Source organism: Paenibacillus germinis (genome assembly GCF_013141785.1).
Taxonomy (GTDB): Bacteria; Bacillota; Bacilli; order Paenibacillales; family NBRC-103111; genus Paenibacillus_E; species Paenibacillus_E phytorum.
In genome coordinates this window covers 17,419-37,625 of sequence record NZ_WHOC01000040.1, presented here as the reverse complement: position 1 = coordinate 37,625, position 20,207 = coordinate 17,419, and the positions used below count along the sequence as shown (strand labels likewise).

21 protein-coding genes and 2 pseudogenes are annotated in these 20,207 nt (G+C 43.8%); 4 read left to right on the top strand and 19 right to left on the bottom strand.

What is annotated here, in order from left to right:
• Positions 1 to 120: 120 nt before the first annotated feature.
• Entirely contained in the window at positions 121 to 876 is a 756-nt protein-coding gene (locus GC102_RS07930; protein ID WP_171689004.1) for a YheC/YheD family protein, read from the top strand.
• A gap of 57 nt (positions 877 to 933) precedes the next feature.
• Here GC102_RS07930 and GC102_RS40535 read toward each other — a convergent pair.
• The 15 genes and pseudogenes from GC102_RS40535 to GC102_RS07855 form a co-directional block, all read right to left on the bottom strand.
• Positions 934 to 1,041: pseudogene (locus GC102_RS40535) on the bottom strand (zinc-binding dehydrogenase); the annotation flags it as partial.
• Between the two features lie 28 nt (positions 1,042 to 1,069).
• Positions 1,070 to 1,648, bottom strand: a complete 579-nt coding sequence (locus GC102_RS40290; protein WP_171689047.1) for an alpha/beta hydrolase — start codon at positions 1,646 to 1,648, stop codon at positions 1,070 to 1,072.
• A gap of 194 nt (positions 1,649 to 1,842) precedes the next feature.
• On the bottom strand, positions 1,843 to 3,096 hold the full coding sequence (locus GC102_RS07915; protein WP_171689003.1) for an MFS transporter: 1,254 nt from the start codon (positions 3,094 to 3,096) through the stop codon (positions 1,843 to 1,845).
• A 217-nt stretch (positions 3,097 to 3,313) separates the two neighbouring features.
• The gene (locus GC102_RS07910; RefSeq protein ID WP_171689002.1) at positions 3,314 to 3,760 is read right to left on the bottom strand and encodes a cupin domain-containing protein; all 447 of its coding nucleotides are present in this window, start codon (positions 3,758 to 3,760) and stop codon (positions 3,314 to 3,316) included.
• Positions 3,761 to 3,860: 100 nt separating this feature from the next.
• Entirely contained in the window at positions 3,861 to 4,304 is a 444-nt protein-coding gene (locus tag GC102_RS07905; protein WP_171689001.1) for an SRPBCC family protein, read from the bottom strand.
• Positions 4,297 to 4,617 (bottom strand): ArsR/SmtB family transcription factor, encoded by a 321-nt coding sequence (locus GC102_RS07900; protein ID WP_171689000.1) that lies wholly within the window; start codon positions 4,615 to 4,617, stop codon positions 4,297 to 4,299. Before GC102_RS07900 ends, GC102_RS07905 begins: the two co-directional genes overlap by 8 nt.
• A 141-nt stretch (positions 4,618 to 4,758) precedes the next feature.
• Positions 4,759 to 5,529, bottom strand: a complete 771-nt coding sequence (locus GC102_RS40285; RefSeq protein WP_312883194.1) for a carboxymuconolactone decarboxylase family protein — start codon at positions 5,527 to 5,529, stop codon at positions 4,759 to 4,761.
• Positions 5,530 to 5,533: 4 nt separating this feature from the next.
• Positions 5,534 to 5,923, bottom strand: coding sequence for a MerR family transcriptional regulator (locus GC102_RS07890; RefSeq protein WP_171688998.1), 390 nt, complete (start codon positions 5,921 to 5,923; stop codon positions 5,534 to 5,536).
• 227 nt (positions 5,924 to 6,150) lie between these two features.
• The gene (locus GC102_RS07885; protein WP_171688997.1) at positions 6,151 to 7,026 is read right to left on the bottom strand and encodes a DUF8832 domain-containing protein; all 876 of its coding nucleotides are present in this window, start codon (positions 7,024 to 7,026) and stop codon (positions 6,151 to 6,153) included.
• A gap of 258 nt (positions 7,027 to 7,284) precedes the next feature.
• The gene (locus GC102_RS07880) at positions 7,285 to 8,352 is read right to left on the bottom strand and encodes a sensor histidine kinase (RefSeq protein WP_171688996.1); all 1,068 of its coding nucleotides are present in this window, start codon (positions 8,350 to 8,352) and stop codon (positions 7,285 to 7,287) included.
• Positions 8,349 to 9,044: a response regulator gene (locus tag GC102_RS07875; RefSeq protein WP_171688995.1), complete on the bottom strand. Its 696-nt coding sequence runs from the start codon at positions 9,042 to 9,044 to the stop codon at positions 8,349 to 8,351. The genes GC102_RS07880 and GC102_RS07875 overlap by 4 nt, the downstream gene beginning before the upstream one ends.
• A gap of 24 nt (positions 9,045 to 9,068) precedes the next feature.
• Positions 9,069 to 9,689 carry a nitrite/sulfite reductase domain-containing protein gene (locus tag GC102_RS07870; RefSeq protein WP_171688994.1) on the bottom strand — a complete coding sequence of 207 codons (621 nt, stop codon included), beginning with the start codon at positions 9,687 to 9,689 and terminating at the stop codon, positions 9,069 to 9,071.
• Positions 9,690 to 9,713: 24 nt separating this feature from the next.
• A complete protein-coding gene (locus tag GC102_RS07865) occupies positions 9,714 to 12,143 on the bottom strand; it encodes a heavy metal translocating P-type ATPase (protein WP_171688993.1) in 2,430 nt (809 codons plus the stop codon).
• A 102-nt stretch (positions 12,144 to 12,245) separates the two neighbouring features.
• Positions 12,246 to 12,449 carry a copper chaperone CopZ gene (copZ, locus tag GC102_RS07860; protein WP_171688992.1) on the bottom strand — a complete coding sequence of 68 codons (204 nt, stop codon included), beginning with the start codon at positions 12,447 to 12,449 and terminating at the stop codon, positions 12,246 to 12,248.
• 16 nt (positions 12,450 to 12,465) lie between these two features.
• A complete protein-coding gene (locus GC102_RS07855; protein WP_171688991.1) occupies positions 12,466 to 12,798 on the bottom strand; it encodes a metal-sensitive transcriptional regulator in 333 nt (110 codons plus the stop codon).
• Positions 12,799 to 13,092: 294 nt separating this feature from the next.
• Here GC102_RS07855 and sigZ point away from each other — a divergent pair, with 294 nt between their 5' ends.
• On the top strand, positions 13,093 to 13,662 hold the full coding sequence (sigZ, locus tag GC102_RS07850) for an RNA polymerase sigma factor SigZ (protein ID WP_171688990.1): 570 nt from the start codon (positions 13,093 to 13,095) through the stop codon (positions 13,660 to 13,662).
• A gap of 427 nt (positions 13,663 to 14,089) precedes the next feature.
• Here sigZ and GC102_RS07845 read toward each other — a convergent pair whose 3' ends face one another.
• Positions 14,090 to 14,254: a hypothetical protein gene (locus GC102_RS07845; protein ID WP_171688989.1), complete on the bottom strand. Its 165-nt coding sequence runs from the start codon at positions 14,252 to 14,254 to the stop codon at positions 14,090 to 14,092.
• A gap of 392 nt (positions 14,255 to 14,646) precedes the next feature.
• Between GC102_RS07845 and GC102_RS07840 the strand changes: the two genes are divergently transcribed.
• Together GC102_RS07840 and GC102_RS07835 are read left to right on the top strand one after the other, a co-directional pair.
• The gene (locus tag GC102_RS07840) at positions 14,647 to 15,168 is read left to right on the top strand and encodes a YceI family protein (protein ID WP_246320791.1); all 522 of its coding nucleotides are present in this window, start codon (positions 14,647 to 14,649) and stop codon (positions 15,166 to 15,168) included.
• 178 nt (positions 15,169 to 15,346) lie between these two features.
• Positions 15,347 to 15,562, top strand: a pseudogene (locus tag GC102_RS07835) (DUF1801 domain-containing protein); the annotation flags it as partial.
• 235 nt (positions 15,563 to 15,797) lie between these two features.
• Here GC102_RS07835 and GC102_RS07830 read toward each other — a convergent pair.
• The 3 genes from GC102_RS07830 to GC102_RS07820 all read right to left on the bottom strand — a co-directional run bounded on the left by GC102_RS07830 (position 15,798) and on the right by GC102_RS07820 (position 20,205).
• Positions 15,798 to 16,604 (bottom strand): response regulator transcription factor, encoded by an 807-nt coding sequence (locus GC102_RS07830; protein WP_171688988.1) that lies wholly within the window; start codon positions 16,602 to 16,604, stop codon positions 15,798 to 15,800.
• Between the two features lie 17 nt (positions 16,605 to 16,621).
• Positions 16,622 to 18,457 carry a cache domain-containing sensor histidine kinase gene (locus tag GC102_RS07825; RefSeq protein ID WP_171688987.1) on the bottom strand — a complete coding sequence of 612 codons (1,836 nt, stop codon included), beginning with the start codon at positions 18,455 to 18,457 and terminating at the stop codon, positions 16,622 to 16,624.
• Between the two features lie 113 nt (positions 18,458 to 18,570).
• A complete protein-coding gene (locus GC102_RS07820; protein ID WP_171688986.1) occupies positions 18,571 to 20,205 on the bottom strand; it encodes an extracellular solute-binding protein in 1,635 nt (544 codons plus the stop codon).
• Between the last annotated feature and the right edge of the window lie 2 nt (positions 20,206 to 20,207).

Here is a 20,207-nt window from a genome sequence, read left to right as displayed (position 1 = left end):
GCGCTTAAGGACGGGGATGTTCGATTGCTCTGTTAAAAGTACGACTCCAATCACGTCTAGGCAAATGTTGTGACAAGCAATTATCAAAAAGCGTATTCTGTGATATGGGAGGTTATCGTTATGAAATACAGGAGCAAATCTCTTAAAAGCAAATGGATTAAAACTAAATGGCTAGTTAAGCATAGAAAGCTAAAAAAATACATCCCTCGTACGATGTTATTCAACAGTAAAACTCTTAATTTAATGCTGTCGGCTTTTTCTACCCTATATTTTAAACCTACCGACGGTACAGGTGGAGCAGACATCATTCGAATCAAAAGAAAAGATAGTGGGTATCAAATTCAACTTAAATCCGTTAAATCGTACTACTCAAGCAGGAAAGGTTTATACATGAAGCTTCGCCGATTTTCAAAAGGAAGATCATTTTTGCTTCAGCAGGGTATACTCTTGGCCAAAACTATGGGGAGACCATTCGACGTTCGTGTTATGGTTCAGAAAACGACAAAAGGAAAATGGGTAAGCAGCGCTATATTTACAAAAATAGGCAGGACGGGTAAGGTCGCCACGAACTATCATCAAGGCGGAACGCTTGGTTATTTCTTTCAAACAATGGCCGGAGCAGGATATAAAGGCGCATCTATCCGAAGTAAGAAAACAAAACTAGAATGGTTGGGAAGTACCGTCGGAACTCAGTTCGATGGTTATAAGGACGGCTTTAGAGAGTTAGGCTTGGATGTTGCTTTAGATGTTAAAGGAAAACCTTGGATCCTCGAAGTTAACACGAGACCCCAGTTTTATCCTTTAAAGCACATGAAGGATAAAAAAATGTATCGTCGTATTTTAACTTTTTCCAAGCAGTATGGAAGGTCTAAATAAGTAAGGAAATATTTCCAATTTGTTAAGAGACTGCCGACGTCGGCAGTCTCTTTAAAATCACTCTATACCTCGAATCACCACTTTACCAAAATTGCTTCCAGTCGCATAATAGTGAAACGCTTCTTTTGCTTCCTCAAATGAAAATACGGAATCAATAACGACCGTGAGCTTGCCCGTAAGGCACGCCTCATTTTCATTGCAACTTTCGCAACTCCTCGTTGATCAGCGTATACACATCATGGCCGTCTTCAAACACATCGGTCATCGCATAAAACAGGTGGATCATGCCGAGATATCGCTTTTGCGTAACCTGTACGCCGTTCTCGACCAGCTTTTGACCATACTGTTCGCCTTCATCGCGCAGCGGATCGTATTCTGCGGTGATGACCAAAGCCGGCGGTAATCCGGCAACATCGCCGTAGAGCATTTGATAGGCGAGAGAGAATGTACCTCGCTTAATAGCTTGCTGCGCCACGATTGCAGCCAAGTTGCCTCCGACGCTTTCCCCCGCCACGGTGATTCTCGCTGGATCGAAACCTAGCGTTGCTGCGTTGTCGTACACCCATTGTGCCGCATAGATGGCTTCATCGACAGGTACAGGGAATTTATGCTCCGGCGCAAGGCGGTAATCGACGGAGACGACCGCATGGCCTGTTTCTGCTGCCAGCTTGCTGCACATCGGATTGTAATGCTCCATTCTGTTGAAGTCGAATCCGCCTCCGTGGTAGAACACGATCACCGGCAGTTGTTGGTTTTCGCTCGGACGGTAAATTTTGGTCTACCTACTTAAAAGTGGCTTTTTTGCTGTCTCTGGCATTGAACCGGGTTGTGCAGAGATAAATAAAGATGCAGCATCCTTGGGGACGCTGCATCTTTGTGTGAAACCCGATGAGTAAAGAAAATATGTTAACTTGAGTCATGCAAAATGAACTTCGTAACACTAAAGGAATGACATTCACGTCCACGTCAAGACTGTCCTTGCAGTCTCCGATCCAGCATGCCCTGCACGAACCACGCATATACGGCATACCCCGCCAGTATGGCAACCGCCGTAAGAAGGAAGGGCAGCGAATAATGATTCCCAGCCAAAATATAGCCCGCCCAGTAAGAGGCGATAGTGTTGCCGATGCTGCGCGATACCGTCCGCATGACAGCGAACAAGTTGCGGTCTTCTTCGGCAACAGCCGACATGCATTCGCTGTCCATCAAGTTGTTTAACATCGTGAAGCCCGTCCCGCGAATGAGCAGCAGTACCGCAAATACGTAGGACGGCATGGCGAGCGCCATCAAGGCTACGACAAACATGTTATACAGAAACAGGAACACAAACGTCCTGCGGCTGCCCCATCTCTCTACAACGTACGGCATAATGATCGAGCCGATAAAGAAGAAAAATCCGGACAACGCGAGCAAACTGGAGATGTTGCCGTCCTCCATCTGAAACCGGAATTTCAGGATGACGTTCAAGAACGGGCTAAGCAGCCCGAACGTAAATCCGGAGTTGAAAATAAGCAGCGAAAGCAGCAGTAGAAAATACATCGCATGCCCTCGCTTCGGTCGGTCTGAAGGCTTCGCTGGTTGAACATCGCTGATCTTTGCTGCCGCAGTGTCTTTCACTCTTGCATGTGTAGAAGGAAGCAACAATCCCCGCAAAATGCCTGAAAGCGCTAAGCAACCACCAGCAACGAAGAATGCAAACTGGTATAACGTGGTATGCCCAGGCAGCCAATCCGGCAGGTAGCCGCCGAGCCATGTGCCGAGTCCGGTAAAAAATGTAAATACGGCGAACAGCAACGAATACGCGCTCGTCTCTTCTTTCTTGCTACGGCAATATTGGAAAATCAACTGAATTTCGGAGTTCACGATCGCCGTAATGCCGAGCGACCAGATGAGCTGTGCGACGGTAACCGCGCTAAGGCTGGTTCCGAAGCCGAAGAGCGCGAGCGACAGGAATGCCAGGAGCATGCCTGTGACGAGCATCGTTTTGCGCCCTATTCTCTTCACGATGAAACCCGCAGGCAGACTGGCCAGGCCAATTGTCAACGCCCCCAGCGACGTTATTCTACCGATGTCACCTTTGGAGAAGCCGAGGTTCAAGAGATGTAAATTCAGGATGAGGCTAAAGATTCCTACTCCGATGCCAAACAAGCTCTCGGTCGCGATGAACCGCTTCACGCCAGGAGATAAATCACGAACTAAATTTACGGTATACGTCCACATGGATGCACCTTTCTTTTTGCTACTGTATGTGCTTTATCTTACATGGCGGCGGCATCCGGTTCAATCCTCTTTCTTCGGAAAGACCCAAAATTGAGTTTTTGTAGTGAAATTATTCCATAACACTATGCATTGTTCTGCCTTATTAGTTATGAAGGCTGCCGATTCATTCTATCGGCAGCCCTCACTTTTTTTATATTAAGCTCTTGTTCTCCGAGAATTACTCAACACTCTTCCCCCATTTGACAGGTTGTTCCAGGATTACTCCGTCTGTCTCTACCCACTGGGTAAGGCTGTTCTCTTTGGCTTGAATAACGATAAAATACAGGTCTTCCGAAGCGGATGTATTCTGCAACACTCTCACTCCGTCAGGAGCGATTCGAACGGAAGTTCCTTCGAACACATCAAATTCGTTTCCGTCCACTTGAAATTGACCTTGTCCTTTAAGAAAGATGTAGAGTTCCTCATTTTCTTGGTGTTTGTGATAGAAGGGGACTTGCGCCTTTGGGGGCAGATTATTGAGTGAAACTTCCATACTCGTAAGTTGTAAGGAATCTTTTAGAAAGATTTTTCCTTTTAGCATTCCTTCCGTGACGTTTCCAAAATTCGAAAATGCACCTGCATGGTTAACGGAGTAATTCGCTTGATTCGGCTCCAATTTGTTCATCTCTCCTTAGTTCTAATTGTATAAGTAACAGAGTGACAACTGTCCTTCGAAGAGCGACCCAAAGACGCCCTCTGAGGTTTATCCTAAACCAAATGTTAAACTAAAAGGCTGCAAGAGTTTTGCCTGTTTCAAGCAGGCTCTTTAAATTGCTTAGAATAACAGGCCAGCCATTATTAAATCCTTCAATCTTGCCTTCATCTTTACGAATATCTTTTTCTAATAATTCCTCATGTCGGAGCGACAGTTTTACAGTAGCGTCCATGGGTGTTAATTCATAAGTAACCGTAGACATTCGCTCTACCTCAACGTCCTTGACGCTCCAGGTAATTGTTAGTAATCGATACGGCTCATATACAAGAACTTCACCATAATGTTCAACCTTATCTTTATTCATCAATTTAAAGCTGGAGCCAACTTGCCAATCCGAGACGATTTCACGACCGAAAAAATACTGCTTGGTGAATTCACTGTTAGTTAGGGCTGCCCAAAGCTTCTCGGGTGTAGTTGCGATGTAAGTCGTGTAAACGAATGAAGTTTTATTCATGACTAGAATCCTCCTCTAAAGCTTGCTTTAGTGTGTTTAATGCCTCAATCCGGTGACGCTCAAACTTACCGATCCAGCGTTCATAAATTTCCCCGATAGGTACAGGGTTAAGATAATGCAGCTTTTCACGGCCTTGCCAAACGACAGTAACAAGATTTGCCTCTTCCAACAGCAAAAGGTGCTTCGTAACAGCTTGACGACTCATTGTCATTTGACTACAGAGTTCTGATAAGGTTTGTCCGCTATTCGCGTACAAGAGGTCGAGTAATTCTCTGCGTGTTCCATCTGCAAGTGCTTTAAAAAGTTTGTCCATGCCTCTATTATATGCAACTATCTAGTTGCATGTCAAACTATAAAAAAACCTGCAGCATATGCCACAGGAACTAGACGTGGTAAGCCTTATAGAATGAACAAAAAGAGGAGCCGCCAAATGGCAGCCCTAATGGAGTCTAAATTAATGCGATAAGAAGATCTCTTTCGCAACGGTTATTGCGTTTAACACCTTAGGAAATCCCGTGTAAGGGGAGCATTGTAACAGTGCCTCAATAATTTCTTCTCTCGTTAGACCTACACGAATTGCGGCATTGAGATGAACACGCAACTGCGGCTCACATCCACCTTGAACAGTCAAGGCTCCTAACGTGACGAGTTGACGTTGTTTAGGATTTAATCCTGAGCGGCTGTAGATTTCACCAAACGCAAAATCGATGATTTGTTCAGCTAATAGCGGGGCAATATCGGCAAGTGAATCAACAACCGCGTCGCCATGTTTGCCGTCAATTTCTTGAAGTTTAGCCAAGCCTCTTTCCCGTCGTTCTCCTACATTTTGTAGCAGCTCGTCCTCGATGTTTACTTCGATATTTTGTTCTGCAAATAGTTGTTTCGCAACGCCAACGGCATTTAAAGCACGCGGGAAGCCGCAAAAAGGAATGCAATGGGTGGCAATCTCTATAATTTCATTCGGCGTAATCCCAACTTTTAAGCCGAAGTTCATGTGCCATTTGAGTTGATTTGGAGTATCGCCTAATGAAATTAACGCTGAGATCACGATCATTTCTCTTTGTTGATAGGTGAGTACGGGATTACTGAAAACTTGCCCGTAAAATTCAATGATGTATCTACTGATATGCGGGGATACGTCACTTAAACCATTGACGACTCCTTGGATACCTTCTTCATCTGTTTCTTGAAACAGTTTTCTTCCAATTTCATATGGTGAATTCATCACTTTAGCTTCCTCCAGTAAGTGAGTTTTCTAGTTCCCATTGACGGTAAATCTCTATTTTTTCGTTAATGACTTCATAATGTTCTTGAAGCCTCTCGATCTGATCTGCTAACTTGTTCTTGTGGGATTCCAGCAGAACTCTCCTTTCTTTGGTCGTAGCGGAACCTTGTCTTCTCAGATCGGCGATCTGTTGCATTTGCTTGATGCTCATTCCTGTGGTGCGAAGCCTTACCAAAAAACGAATCCATGCTAGATCGTTTACAGAATATTGACGGCGACCATTCGAACCCCTAGCTATCGCATGAATCAGACCGTTTTTCTCATAGTAACGCAAGGTGTAGGCGGTGATACCAGTAAGGTTAGAAATGGCTTGGATGCTCAAATATTGTTCCATAGTGTAAGTTTACATCTTAGAGCGCGCTCTAAGTCAATAGAACTACGATAAGACGATGTAAACCTTTTTCACCTCCTGAATATCGTATCATACCATGCTTCACCGATAGGAACCTCCGCCTTCGAACTTGAAGTCAATAATACTCTATTAATCGTAACTGGTTGATTTGGTATTTGGATTGTCCCATGTACGAATAGCCCAGTTAAGGAAACTGGGCAACAATCACATTACGGTACTTTTACAACAAAAGGTACCGTAAATACTTTACCATTTTTCTGGAATTGTCCCCAAATCTTATATACGCCGCTATGCGGGAATGTCGTCATAAATTTGGCATCCGGTCCCGACGCCTTTTCATCTGTCGGATGCACGTGAAGATAATTTTCAGCATCTTGGGTTAAGATCACGACGTGTCCAACTGCTCCAAGGTAAGGCTGCAGGTCTGTTACAGGCTGCTTCGACTGAGCGTCTTTTATATTGAAGTTCAAGTTTAGTTCCATGCCCGCCATAAGGTGATCGATCGAAAGCGTTACTTCCTTACCGTCAACCACTTTAGTTAATGTTGCATCAGGTTCAATTGCTTTTGCCGACGGTGCGTTTCCTTGTACCGTAATCCACTGGCTCTTACTCATTGCTCCCATACCCGTTGGAGTGATATCAGCGATTACCTTGAACTCACCTGCAGTCGGAAATTGAGTGGTAACGGTAAACTCACCTTTACCTTTGTAATCGGGGTGAATGTGATTAAAGAAAGACAAATCCTTGCTTACAATGATAAAATGCATCTGTTTTTCATGTACGGTATCAAATTTATCAATCGGTTTACCGTCTTTGTCCTGGATTTTAATCGAGATTGTCGTATCTTGGTTCGGCATCGTTTTATCACCAGCAAGCTTAAACTGTGCTTGGACATTTCCAGCTTGATTGGAGCCTGCCTCTTTTGCCATACCACTATGATCCATTCCCGCCATATTGCCTTGTGCGGCATTATTCGTTGATCCTGATGTCCCGCTGTTCGAAGAATGGTCCATCGAACTTCCTGATTTTCCGCATGCCGTTAAGAGCGCAGCCGTAAGTACAATTGAAATCGCTACTTTATTCATGATTTCCTCCTAATATTCTTATGGGGCCCCGCAAAGTATTGTCTAAACTCTTATCGAAGCAATTCGGGAAGAATGACCGCTTTAAGTGGTGAGTTTAGACGCCGATCGAGTCAAAGACTCGATGCGGACGGAATATGCTTCAGAGCTTGGCGTCACTTTGTGGGGCATTGCAGGGATCTTAGAGCGTAGCTCAAAGTCTCTCCTCTTTTTATCACCTTATTATAAGAAATACATGTGTAGATCTTGTGAGGATCGGTATTAATTCTTAGGGAAATGTATCGCTACAGATGTTCCTTCACCAACCCGACTTTCCATTCGAATGGTTCCTCCATGTGCTTCCACCAATTTTTTTACAATCGTTAATCCAATCCCACTCCCTCCTGACTTACGATCGCGGGATTTTTCTACGCGGTAAAAACGTTCAAATACAAAACCTAGATCATCTTCATTTATACCAATCCCAGTATCCGATACAACAATAACCACTTCGTGTTGTTCTTCCTTCACTTCAACAGTTACTTGTCCCCCTCGGGGCGTAAACTTTAGCGCATTCGTTAAAAGATTCACCACAATTTGACCTAATCGCTGCCTATCCAAGGTAGCTTCTACATTTGTTAAACCTTCAAAAAAAAGGTTAACTCCCTTTTGATCAAAAGAAGTCCGGCTCGCTTCGATAATCCGATGAACTATTGCTGAAACATTTTCTTCATGCAGCTTCAGCTTGAAATGTGGGGACTCCATTTCTGTTAATTGTTCTAAATCGCCAACCAGGAACCGCAAACGTTCAATCTCCTCATAACAAGATTCTAGCCGCTCAGGAGTTGGCAACCAAACGCCATCAATCATCGCTTCCATATGGCTTTTAAGTGTTGCTAGCGGCGTTCTTAATTCATGCGCTACATCAGCAGTCATCGTTTTACGTAACTGCTCTTGGTACATGAGCTGTTCGGCGAGATGATTAAGGGAGCCCCCTAGATCGGCGATCTCGTCATTGCCTTTGACTGACGTTCTTGCTCCAAGCTCTCCATTTGCCATTCGCTCTGCGACTTTTTTCATGTGTATCAGAGGGGCTGTGAGCCTCTTAGCGACAAAAAGACTTAACAAAACCGAGAGCAAAATACCCAAAATGGCGGACCAAAGAACAGACTGTACTAATGCCTGCTCAAAATGGGTATCAAATGCTGGAGAGTTCATATCCATAGCTTGGTGTTGATACAAGGAGAAGTGGTAATGTGTCTCTAAGATAAATGCTATCGTTGAGATGAGCAAAACACCGGAGGCTACGCCAATAAATGCGATGACGATTCGTGCGTATAATCCTTTCATGATGATTCGCCTCCAGTAAAACGGTAACCTACGGAAAAGACGGTAACGATGTATTGAGGCTTTTTGGGATCAGATTCTATTTTTTGACGGAGGTTTTTGACATGCTGATCGATCGAGCGAGTATCGCCTTCAAAATCAAAACCGAGTACTTTTTCAATTAATTCCTCCCGTGTAAAAGTTCGGTTTGGATGATGTGCCAAAATCAACAGCAATTTATATTCATTTGGAGTCAGACTTATCAAATTCCCCATTTTATAAACTTCATGTTTCATCGGCCGAATGACAAGGTCGTCATTATGAAACGAGATGATTTCTGCAAGAAGTGTATCATCTTGCGTGCGACGCAATATGGCTTTTACTCTTGCAGTTAATTCACGTGGGCTAAATGGCTTCACGACATAATCATCGGCACCAAGTGTTAATCCTTGGACGCGGTCATCTTCAGAAACTTTCGCAGTTAGCATGATAACAGGAACAGGAGAAAACTGCCGTATCGCTCTGCATACATCTTCCCCGGACATGTCCGGAAGCATCAGATCCAAAATAAGAAGATCAACATTTCCGCCGCGAACGAGTTCAAGTGCTTTGTTCCCTGTACCGGATTGAATAATAGCATATCCTTCATTTTGCAAATAGGATGCTACAACTTCACGAATCTTTTCTTCATCATCAATGATTAAAATTGTCTTCATAAATCGAACAAACCCCCGTTACACTCACTCTGCAATTGCCTCATGCAATGCCTCGATTGTTATCCGATTGATAAATTTCGAGAACTTTTCCTTCATTTTGCCATGTTGTTGAAAATGATGGATGAGCTTTTGAACCATCGGAATCAATCTGTCTGCTTGAACATCGGACATTAGCAAGACCGCAAAAGATGGTTTTAACGATTTGGGCTCGCCACCGACATAAATATCAAACGTATCTCTCATTTTGACCACACCGATATCTTTCAAGAGCGGCTCGCTCGTTCCGAGCGCACAACCCGCATAGCCGATTTTTAATGGTACCGGCGTTTCGATCCCTGAGATCGCTTTGTTTAACGCTTCAGCCATTTCAAGCCCTGCATCTTCTGCTCCACGGCAAAAGTTACACGTAATAAGGCTTTTGGTCACAAAGCCAGTAGGATATATTTCTAAGCCGATGTCAGACAACTTTTCCTTCACTTCATCCATTTTCTCTACTTGCATTTCAACATACAATTGTTTAAATGTCGTTAATTCTATTTTAGCATCCGCACCGACGATCGATCCCAGAACCGCCAATTGTTCTGGTTTAAAGATGGTTCCCCCAATTTGAAACCCTGGGGTAACTGCAAACTTCATCACCTGCATCTCTTCCCCTCCCATGAGTGCCGATTATAACTTCACTCGTTGCAAGCGTAAAGCGTTTAACACAACTGATACTGAGCTGAGTGCCATAGCAGCTCCAGCTACCCAGGGTGCCAAAAGTCCAAGTGCCGCAATCGGAATCCCGAGCGTATTGTAACCGAGTGCCCAAAACAGGTTCTGTTTAATGTTCGTCATCGTTTTACGGCTCATGTAAATGGCGTCTGTAATGCTTGTAAGTTCTCCGCGCATCAGAGTCACGTCTGCTGCTTCCATTGCAATATCAGTGCCGGTGCCGATAGCTATGCCGACGTCTGCAGTCGCAAGAGCAGGAGCATCGTTGATGCCATCCCCCACCATGGCCACTATCTTTCCTTGTCCTTGAAGTTTCTTCACTTCTTCGGCTTTGCCTTCTGGTAGAACTTCCGCGAGAACATGATCGATGCCAACTTGCTGCGCTATTGCATGTGCTGTTCGTTTGTTGTCACCTGTCATCATGATGACCTCGATGCCCATTTGTTTTAAGCGAGAGACTGCTTCTTTCGATGTGTCTTTGATCGTATCCGCTACGGCTACCATACCTGCGTACTTGTTATCCACCGCTACAAGCATTGCGGTTTTACCATCTGACTCGAGCTTTTCCATAGCAGTATCTGCTTTAACGAAGTCGATGGCTTCACGCTGCAGGAGCTTACGGGTTCCAACCAGTACTTCCTTGCCTTCTACGACAGCTCGAATTCCGTAGCCGGGAATAGCTTCAAACTGCTCAGTAGCAGTCAGTAGGATACCTTTAGCAACAATCCCAGCAACAATCGCCTCAGCAAGCGGGTGCTCTGATTGTTTTTCAGCAGAGCCGATTAGTCTAAGAATTGTATCCTCTTCATCCATGTTTTCAATTTGAACGTCTGTAAGTTCCGGTTTGCCTTTCGTTACCGTACCCGTTTTATCAAGCACGATGGTTTGCACTTTTTGCATGGATTCTAAATGTTCCCCGCCCTTAAACAGAATGCCAAATTCCGCCGCGCGACCGGATCCGGCCATAATCGATGTTGGTGTTGCAAGTCCTAAAGCACAAGGACAAGCAATGACAAGGACAGCAATAGCTTTTTCTAGTGCAGTTGCAAACTCGCCAGGAGCAACCCAGATATACCAAATCAGAAATGTTACAACAGCAATTCCTACAACTATCGGGACAAAGATACCTGAGATCACATCTGCAATACGCTGAATAGGCGCTTTAGAGCCTTGGGCTTCTTCTACAACTTTGATAATTTGAGCGAGAGCTGTCTCTTTACCAACACGAGTGGCTTTAATTTTCAAGCCGCCGTTTTTATTAACAGTAGCGCCAATAACGGCGTCACCGGTTTTCTTCTCAACAGGGAGACTCTCACCCGTAAGCATGGATTCATCAACAGCTGACAAACCGTCTAAAACTACACCGTCGACTGGGATCTTCTCACCCGGTTTTACAAGAACAATGTCCCCAATGACAACTTCTTCAACGGGTATAGCTATTTCTTCACCATTCCGAAAGACTAACGCTGTTTTCGCTTGAAGCCCCATCAATTTTTTGATGGCTTCAGAAGTTCTCCCTTTTGCCAACACTTCAAATAATTTCCCTAAGATAATCAACGTAATAAGAATTGCGCTTGTTTCGTAATACATATCCGGCGCATGGCGGTGGACATCTGTAGAAACTGCCCACTGAAGTGTTAGATATAAACTATAGAAGTACGCGGCTGATGTTCCGAGAGAAACAAGCACATCCATATTGGCGCTTTTATTACGAAGGGCTTTGTATGCCCCTATATAAAATTGACTACCGATAATGAATTGTACCGGTGTGGCAAGAACAAGCTGCACCCAAGGATTCATCAAGAACTCTGGCAGGTAAATCCACGATGTAAATGTAAAGTGGCTCACCATAGCCCACAGAAGTGGTAACGAAAGGATTGCCGATACCGCTAGCTGTATTTTCTTGTGGCGTATCTCCTTTTGCTTATAATCACCTTCAGCCGCCACTTCTTCTTTACGTATGGCTTTGTATCCGAGCTGATCGACTTTGTTAACCATATCGCTTACAGAAACTTCGGCAGCACTAAACTCAACATGGGCAGTTTCTAATGCAAGGTTAACAGTAGCTTTGCTAACCCCTGGCATTTTATTTAATCCTTTTTCAATACGTGTTGCGCATGCTGCGCAGGTCATTCCAACGATATTAAAATCAACCGCATCCTTTACGGTGCTATAACCCAGATTCAGTATTTTTTCTTCCATGGCAGATACGCTGATTTGAGTCGGATTATACGTTACAGAAGCTTTCTCAAGTGCAAAATTCACGTTGGCATCTGCAACACCTTCTAATTTTTTCAAGCCTTTTTCTATTCGGTTCGCGCATGCCGCACAAGTCATACCAGTAATTTGCAGACTCGCTTGTTGCTGCTCTAATGGTTTCGCCATTTCTGTCCCTCCTTCATCAGATACCTTATACCCCAGAGGGGTATATTTTCTTGAAAAAAAATAGGTGTTACATTGGAGCCGCATGAAGCGGCTCATTTATCTTTATTTCGCGACGTCATAGCCTTGCTCTTCGATTGCTTCTTTAATAGCGTCCAAAGAAACTTTGGACTCATCGAAATCTACAGTAACGGATCCACCACTCAAATCAACTTTGCCGGAAGCACCAAGTTTCTTAACTGCGCCTTCTACGGAATTCACGCAATGACCGCAGGACATACCCTCTACTTTGAGTGTAACTGTTTGCATTCTAATCTCTCCCTTATTATTTCATTAATTTATTCATGGTAACCATGAGTTCTTTAATAACCTCATTATCGCCTTCTTGAATGCGTTCGATGACACAGCTGTTTAGATGATGCTCGAGAAGCAGTTTCCCAACACCGTTTAAAGCTGATTGAACCGCAGCAATTTGATTTAACACATCGTCACAATACGTATCCTTCTCAATAAGACCTTTCACACCGCGAATTTGTCCTTCGATGCGATTGAGCCTAGAAATCAAATTGTTTTTTGTTTTATCAGAATGATGACTTTTTCGATCACTGCCCGAATGACAACTGTCCTCATTTACTTCTTGTTTATCCGGTTGTTCCATAGCATTTTCCTCCTCACATTTAGAATATACCATACCCCCATACCCTATATCAAGTCTTTTTTTAAATTTTTCCAATTTCAGATTTCAATCTTTCAAACACAAAATATTGGGTTAGTATTCAGAAGATGAACAGTTAAAAATACTTCAATCCATAAAAAAATCGTTTTATGATTATTATTTCGCTGAATGGTGATGTAGTATAGCTGTAGAAAGCTTTCCACCTGGTTTTCTTGAAAAGTGCATCCATTTGCAAATTCGTACGTCTCAGTAATAAAACAATTCTGGAGGAAAAGTATGAACACCGAGGAAATATGGAGATCATTTTACAGTCCTTTGCGGAATTTCATTATTAAACGGGTAAAAAGTGAGCACGATGCTGATGACATTTTACAGAATGTTTTTATTAAAATACACGCTAATTTAGATACTCTAAAGGACGATCAGAAGCTGCAATCTTGGATCTATCAAATTACTCGAAATAGTATTATTGATTATTACAGAAAAGAGCAATTCCAACTGAAGGTTGAATTACCAACAGATTTACCTTTAGAGGAAACTGAGGATCTAAATGAGGCAATTAAGGAAATAGCCACTTGCATCAGACCAATGGTTGGACAGCTCTCCGATAATTATAAGCATGCTCTTGAACTAACTGAATTAGGCGACTACACTCAAAAACAACTAAGTGAGCAGCTAGGTATTTCTTTTTCTGGAGCAAAATCTAGAGTGCAGCGTGGCAGGGAGAAGCTAAAAGAGCTCTTGCTTAATTGTTGTAATTTTGAATTTGACCGGTTAGGTCATATCATTGATTACACCTCTCGAAATAATAACACAACAAAATGCAGTACATCGGATTGTTGTTGACTTAGATGAAATACGAATTGCGTCCTTACGTATTATCGTGCGTCTACAGATATGTAACACACTTTAGTCCTTAGGGAGGAAAAAAATATGAGCAAAGAAATTAATATGAACGAACAAAGCAATAGCGAAAGCTGTTGTGGGGGACCTGCACCAACTGAGACAAACGCGTGTTGTTCAGATGATGCAAAAGCAAAGGCCGCGGGGCAGGATGCTTGTGGTTGTGATTCGAATTCAGTAGTAACAAAGACTGTTTCTAATTCCTGTTGCTAGTAATTGCCGACGTGTCTAACGAAGACAATCTAAATTAACGAAATAACGCCAGTGTAACGGATATCCCGCTGCACCTGGCGTTATTTTATTAACTCACTAGTTTATAGCTGAAGAGCCCCATCAATATCTCCGTTAATTGCTGCTAATTCGTACGTCATTAATCCTCTGTTATTAATGCCGAATCGGCAAGTAAATAATAGGTTTCTTGGTCTGTCCCGAATACGATAACTCGCCCTTCGCTATCGTAATCCATATCATTTACTTCTGAATAGAGCAGCGATGTTACATTGCCATTTCTCTTGCTGATTACATGATATTTCATCGCGCATGCCTCCCCATTTCATCTAACAATGATTATACATCAAAGCTATTTCGCGAAGATGCGGGAATTAATGGATCAAAGTTCGAATTAAGAAGTCAGTCTCGAGTCGGAGTAATCTTTCGTTCTGGCTAACCTTTTTGGTAAATGGAATGTCTTGTATAATTTATAGGAATCGAAACTTTCATGTTATTTTAAGCTTGTTTTCAGTAGATTTTCAGATAATATTGTTAGTATAAAAATCAAAATTATCAACACTACACTTCATAGTGTTGAATCAATATTTTTTTGCACCAAAACACTACGTTGTGTAGTGTTGATGAAGTGAGGCAATGTACAGAGGCAGTTCTTTTAATAAATACTATTATAGATTACATCTACATGGAGGGAAAAAGATGAAACTAAAACTAACAATGTTGGCTGTTGGAGCTTTTGTTGTGATAGGAGGAACTTATTATGCTTATGATTACTATGCCGGCAATCACGTGACCATTCGAGAAGCTATACCTGTGAATAGCGCTTCTACTCAGGTCAGTACAGCTGCTGCTGTTAATACAGGAAAATTGAACGGGGACTGGAGCATTCAGCCAGATTCTAAAGTCTACTTCTCAGTGACCACATCCAAGGAAAAAGTTAACTTTGAAGGCAGCACAGTGACAGGAAAATGGGCATTAAACACTACTGACCTGGCCAAAATGAAAGCTGAAGCCGTCGTTGGTATCGATACGCTTCAATCTGGAAATTCCCAAAGGGACGGTCACATTAAAGGTCAGCAATATTTAAATGCACAAACGTTCCCTGAGGCCAAGTTTACGCTCAAATCAATCGATAACTTTCCGAAAGAATGGAAAGAAGGTGAGAAAGTTTCCTTTGACATGCTAGGAACCCTCACAATTAAAAATAAACGAAAGACGTAATATTTAAAACCGACGCTGCTTATAATCAGGATGTTATTAATCTTGGGGGCAGTACCTCCGTGACTTTTGATGATTTTGGGATGAAGAATCCTCATACCGTTGTTCTGGACACAGAAAATAATGTATCAATCACTCTAAGTCTGGTCATGGGCAAGAAGACAACTTAATCGTGGGGACCCATCTAGTTGGATTTTCACCTCGAAAAGCCAAAATAAGTTTGTATTTTGCGACGGGTGACACAAAACGAGAGGATTTATTAAAGGACTTTGGCATACATACGGCAGGAAAAGCGTGTGTGTACATCAATAAAGTAGCAGATATCAACGTTGATGTATTGAAAGCGTTAATAAACCAATCTGTAACATTCTTGAGAGAATTCTATCCGAATAATTAATGACTGAAAAAATGTGCGTTAAGAAAAGAGGCTGTCCTATAAGTCCTAATTGGAAAAATACCTGAAAGTCGATTCCATTGGAAAAATCCAATGGAAGTATGAATTTCGTTCTGAATACCAATTCGAATTTCCCAGAAGATCAGTAGGCCCTAAGGGGCTGTCGCTAGTAGATTCTACTTTTGAGACGGCCCCTTTTCTTTTATTAAAGTCTCCTGTTTCTATTTATTTGGGAACCCTATAAGAACTTGTTGCGATACTCGGTCGGCGTCATACCATACTGCTTTTTGAAGCTCTCTCGGAAATGATCCTGGTCTGTATATCCGATCCAGTCGCAAACCTCGTAGATTTTAATGGAGGGATCCTTCAGCAGCCGCGCCGCTTCCTCCATACGAAGACGAATGATCGCATGATTGATCGTCATACCGGTTACTTCTTTAAAGAGCAGATTCAAATATTTATCACTTAATCCAACTGAAGCGGACACATCGGATAGCGACAATTCCTTGCGCGTGTATTCTTCTTTCACATACTGGAGCGCTTGCTCGACCAGCTTCTTCTTTTTCAAACTTCCGGACCATTCCCCGAGAGGCAGCGTTTCTGACAAATTCGGAAGTTTGTCCTTAGCGGCTTGTTCGGTGAGAGCCAAGGCTTGACGCTCGGCCCGTTCTTTGCGCAGCACTTCAACCCCGTGCGCAAGAACTCTTTCAATCTCACTCGGGTCGATCGGCTTCTGAACATAGTCTAGCACCTGCAGTTTAATAGCCTGCCTGGCATGCTCAAACTCATTGAGTCCGGATAATATAATACAGCGAATATCCGGATTGCGAGCTCTTACGGCCTCAATCAACTCCAGTCCATTCATCTTAGGCATCCCAATATCGGTCAAGAGAAGATCCGGTTCCTCGCGGTCCAGCCAGGCCAGGACCTCCTCTCCATTCTCAACGGCACCCAACAAATCGATACCTAAAGCTTGCCAGTTAATGGCGTGAACCAACGTTTCACGAACGATCTTCACATCTTCTGCAATCAGCAGCTTGAACATTCAGACCCTTCCTTTCTTCATACCGGCAGCTCTGGATGATAGGGCAGAACAACTTCAACACAGGTTCCCTCGTCTACCCCTATATAACGCAAACCATAAGCTTCACCAACATGCAATTGGATTCTCCGGTGTACATTCATAGTACCGTAACCGGTTCCTATGCCGCTATTTTTAGTGCCGACATCTCGCGCAGGCTGCTGCTGAAGCATAAGGTTCATTTTATCTGCATCGCAGCCTCGTCCGTTGTCTTCGACACGCAGCACAAGCTCCTCCCTCTCTAATCGGGCTGAAATAGTGATTCGACAACCGGAATGATGATCGATAAACCCGTGAATGATGGCATTTTCAGCCAGAGGCTGCAAAATTAAATGCACAATATTTGCAGACAACAGCTCATCCGGCACTTGGATATCGACGTTCAGATCATCCATCATCATCTTTTGAATGAGGAGATAGGCTTCAACCTGCTTGACTTCACCTTCCAAGGAAATCCAGGTTTGACCTCGATTCAGGCCGTAACGAAAGACGTTGGCGAGTGAACGAACGATCCGGCTCGTTTCCTGATCTCCCGCCATAATAGCCCGGCAGTTAATTAAATCCAAGGTATTATATAAGAAATGAGGGTTGATCTGGGCATGCAGCAGCTCCAGTTGAAGCTGACGGCGTTCAATCTCTTCGGTAAAAGATTTCTCAATCAGACTATGCAGGGTCACGAGCATGGCAGCGAACTTCTGGTTCAGCTCATCCACCTCATAGATTCCTGTGTTTTGATAAGGAAGTGGCATTTTAAATTCCACAACTTCTGGACGCTGGATAGCGTTAACCAGTCTGGTGATTGGAACGGTGACCCGCACAACGATTCTTCTGAGCCAGAAGCCAGCAACTAGCAAAGCAGCCAACGTTATAGCAACACCTAAAGCGGATATCGCGAAGGTGTACTGGCTGAAATGGCTTTCTGGAACGACCGATAACAACTTCCAGCCGTTCTTCAGTGTTTCGAACATGACCCTGTGGCTTTCTCCGTCGATCCTTGTTATGATTGACCCCTTTGCTCCGATCAGTGAGCTCACATAGGGAAACTTTGCTGCGTTTTCGAGAAATTCATAGCGCTCGCTGTAGATAACTTGATTCGTTTCATCCAGCAGCAGATGGTAGCCCTTCTCCAAATGAGCATTGTCAAACATGCTCTTGATGCTCCGAGTATCCGCGCCGACGATCACCGTACCGAGGCTGCGGCCGTCTTTGAGACTCGTCTTTTTCCTCGCGGAATAGATCATAGCGGCATTCATCGGATCCCTCTTCTGGCCCCACCATACGTTCTGACGCTCCCCGCTGCTCAGTCGGTGAAACCACTCCTGACCCTGCAAATCTTCATTCTTGAAGATTCCTGTTATCGGGTAGAAATCATCTGGCGCCATGTGATAAAGCCCGCTCCCCGGTTCCAACGCAAGAGAAACCACGTAGGATTGTTGCGCAACGTCAGGTGACCCAATGTCATTCAAGAGGGACAACAAAGACAGATTCTGCAGGTTAGTCTCAAGCGTGTAATAATTATCGGCCGCCTCGAAGGTTTCCTGATAAGTGGCCTCGAGCAGATTCTCTATCGATTGATTACTTAAAATAAAAGCGGCAACATTATTCATTGTATCGAACTGGTATTCGATATTCCTATACACGAATTTCATCGACTGTTCCGCCATCTTGAGGGTATGGTCGTTCTGAACCCGGATGAGGATGTAACTGGCTGCCGTTGCAAATAAAGCGATGAAGGTGACAATCAACACAAAGATCGGAAGACTGAGCCTTGACAGTAATCCTGATTTGCCGTTCCGTTTTTGTATCTGAATCGCCATCATCCCCATCCCTTTCACTGGCGTTATGGCTAAAGCCCCGTCAACCGATGATCATCGGTCGAGGGGCTTCCCATTCTCTTCTAAAGCTTCTTCAACAAGGCCAGGCTTTCCTTCTACTTGCCCGACTTTTTCTTCAAGGATTCTTCGAGCTCATTTAATATTTTTGTGCCTCCCTGTGACTTCCATTTTTCTGCAAATTCGTCAAACTTCTTGATGTCTGCGCCCATAATGATTTGCGTGAAGACAGAATCGCGTAAGGTATTCAGCTCCACCAGTTTAGCTAATTTGGTTGGGGAATCCAGATAGTTGGAAGCATCGGTAATTTGGAACTTATTATTTATTGCGACATCCAGTGCCTGTGACTGGCGAAGTGGAAGCGACTCTAGGTAACGCGGCCAGCCTTTCAAGCCGGGAGCAAACAGATAGCTTTGAATACCACGGAAGTTCCCGTTCTTATCCTGCTGTGTCTTGGGATCGATTAGATCGGTAACCACCCTCATCTTGCCGTTCTCTATTTTATAGTCTTCCCCTTCAATGCCCCATACGGTAAGCATCTGATTCTCAAGCGATAATGAGTTCTCGATCATAGCCAGTACTTTCTTAGGATCTTTCGTCTTAGCGCTGATCGCGTGCATTTGGCCGAATGGAGCACCTGCAGGGGCTACAGCTTTGCCATCCGTACCTACAAGCGAATCAGTCAGAGTCAAATATTTGTAAGGTTGACCGGACTGATCGGCGAGCTTTCCGTCTGCTGCGAGTTTACCACTTTTCTTTAACTCGTTAGTTTCAACTTGGCTATCGTAATCGTTCGGCGTGGACCACCAGCCCATCCAAGAGAACAGCTTACCGCTATACAGCTTCGCCCTCAGCTGCTCTTCCTTGATCGTTGCGAATTCTTTGTCGATAAGTCCTTCTGCATACATTTTTTGCAAATACTGCAGGGCTTCTCTCATCTTGGGATCGATATCGTAATTGCTAAATTTTCCATCATTCTCGGTAAAAAAGCCAGGTGTCACACCAAACGCGCCGAAAATGTGGTCAAAAGAATTATTCGCGTATTTCTGCTGACCGATTTGTGCTGTATAGCCTCCGAGCGGGATCACGTCCTGTTTCTCTGCCTTGCTTTTTTTCAACAAATTGTAGTATTCATCAAGGGTTTTCGGAACCTTAGCCCCCATACCCTCCACAAAATCCTTACGCAGCACAAGATTCCAGCGGTATCCTGAGCCTGGTCCACCTTGATAAGGAATACCGTAAATTTTACCGTTTACTTTCGCCTGTTCGAAAACATCCTTCGGTACTTCCTTTAGAATATTCGGTGTATCCTTCTCATTGATCAGTGTCGTAAGATCGGCGAAAGCGCCTTGCTGCGCATATTTTTGGAAATCGTCGGCGAAATCAATTCGTACTACATCGGGAATTTCACCGCTCGACATCTTCAGATTCAACTTCGTTTTATACTGCTGGACGTCGACCATTTCGGGGATGATCTTGATATTCAGCTTTTTCTCAACAGCTTGCTTGACGGCATCTTTCGATGGATCGTAAGGCTTGGATATGTCTTGGGCTTTTAACCATTTCAATTCATAGGGCTCTTCTGTTTTCGGCGATGCCGAAACTGCACTTCCTGAAGGCGAAGACGAAGCTGCTGGAGGGTCGCTGGATTTGCTGCACCCCGCAACCGTTACGGTTCCGACTAATATGGCGGCAAGCACGCCGTTCGACCAAACTTTCAGTTGATTTGACATGA

Bases quoted from the DNA above. Each gene is read 5' to 3' on its own strand.
- GC102_RS07930 (WP_171689004.1), top strand. From the start codon at position 121: ATGAAATACAGGAGCAAATCTCTTAAAAGCAAATGGATTAAAACTAAA.
- GC102_RS07915 (WP_171689003.1), bottom strand. From the start codon at position 3,096: ATGTGGACGTATACCGTAAATTTAGTTCGTGATTTATCTCCTGGCGTG.
- GC102_RS07910 (WP_171689002.1), bottom strand. From the start codon at position 3,760: ATGAACAAATTGGAGCCGAATCAAGCGAATTACTCCGTTAACCATGCA.
- GC102_RS07905 (WP_171689001.1), bottom strand. From the start codon at position 4,304: ATGAATAAAACTTCATTCGTTTACACGACTTACATCGCAACTACACCC.
- GC102_RS07900 (WP_171689000.1), bottom strand. From the start codon at position 4,617: ATGGACAAACTTTTTAAAGCACTTGCAGATGGAACACGCAGAGAATTA.
- GC102_RS40285 (WP_312883194.1), bottom strand. From the start codon at position 5,529: ATGAATTCACCATATGAAATTGGAAGAAAACTGTTTCAAGAAACAGAT.
- GC102_RS07890 (WP_171688998.1), bottom strand. From the start codon at position 5,923: ATGGAACAATATTTGAGCATCCAAGCCATTTCTAACCTTACTGGTATC.
- GC102_RS07885 (WP_171688997.1), bottom strand. From the start codon at position 7,026: ATGAATAAAGTAGCGATTTCAATTGTACTTACGGCTGCGCTCTTAACG.
- GC102_RS07880 (WP_171688996.1), bottom strand. From the start codon at position 8,352: ATGAAAGGATTATACGCACGAATCGTCATCGCATTTATTGGCGTAGCC.
- GC102_RS07875 (WP_171688995.1), bottom strand. From the start codon at position 9,044: ATGAAGACAATTTTAATCATTGATGATGAAGAAAAGATTCGTGAAGTT.
- GC102_RS07870 (WP_171688994.1), bottom strand. From the start codon at position 9,689: ATGCAGGTGATGAAGTTTGCAGTTACCCCAGGGTTTCAAATTGGGGGA.
- GC102_RS07865 (WP_171688993.1), bottom strand. From the start codon at position 12,143: ATGGCGAAACCATTAGAGCAGCAACAAGCGAGTCTGCAAATTACTGGT.
- copZ (WP_171688992.1), bottom strand. From the start codon at position 12,449: ATGCAAACAGTTACACTCAAAGTAGAGGGTATGTCCTGCGGTCATTGC.
- GC102_RS07855 (WP_171688991.1), bottom strand. From the start codon at position 12,798: ATGGAACAACCGGATAAACAAGAAGTAAATGAGGACAGTTGTCATTCG.
- sigZ (WP_171688990.1), top strand. From the start codon at position 13,093: ATGAACACCGAGGAAATATGGAGATCATTTTACAGTCCTTTGCGGAAT.
- GC102_RS07845 (WP_171688989.1), bottom strand. From the start codon at position 14,254: ATGAAATATCATGTAATCAGCAAGAGAAATGGCAATGTAACATCGCTG.
- GC102_RS07840 (WP_246320791.1), top strand. From the start codon at position 14,647: ATGAAACTAAAACTAACAATGTTGGCTGTTGGAGCTTTTGTTGTGATA.
- GC102_RS07830 (WP_171688988.1), bottom strand. From the start codon at position 16,604: ATGTTCAAGCTGCTGATTGCAGAAGATGTGAAGATCGTTCGTGAAACG.
- GC102_RS07825 (WP_171688987.1), bottom strand. From the start codon at position 18,457: ATGGCGATTCAGATACAAAAACGGAACGGCAAATCAGGATTACTGTCA.
- GC102_RS07820 (WP_171688986.1), bottom strand. From the start codon at position 20,205: ATGTCAAATCAACTGAAAGTTTGGTCGAACGGCGTGCTTGCCGCCATA.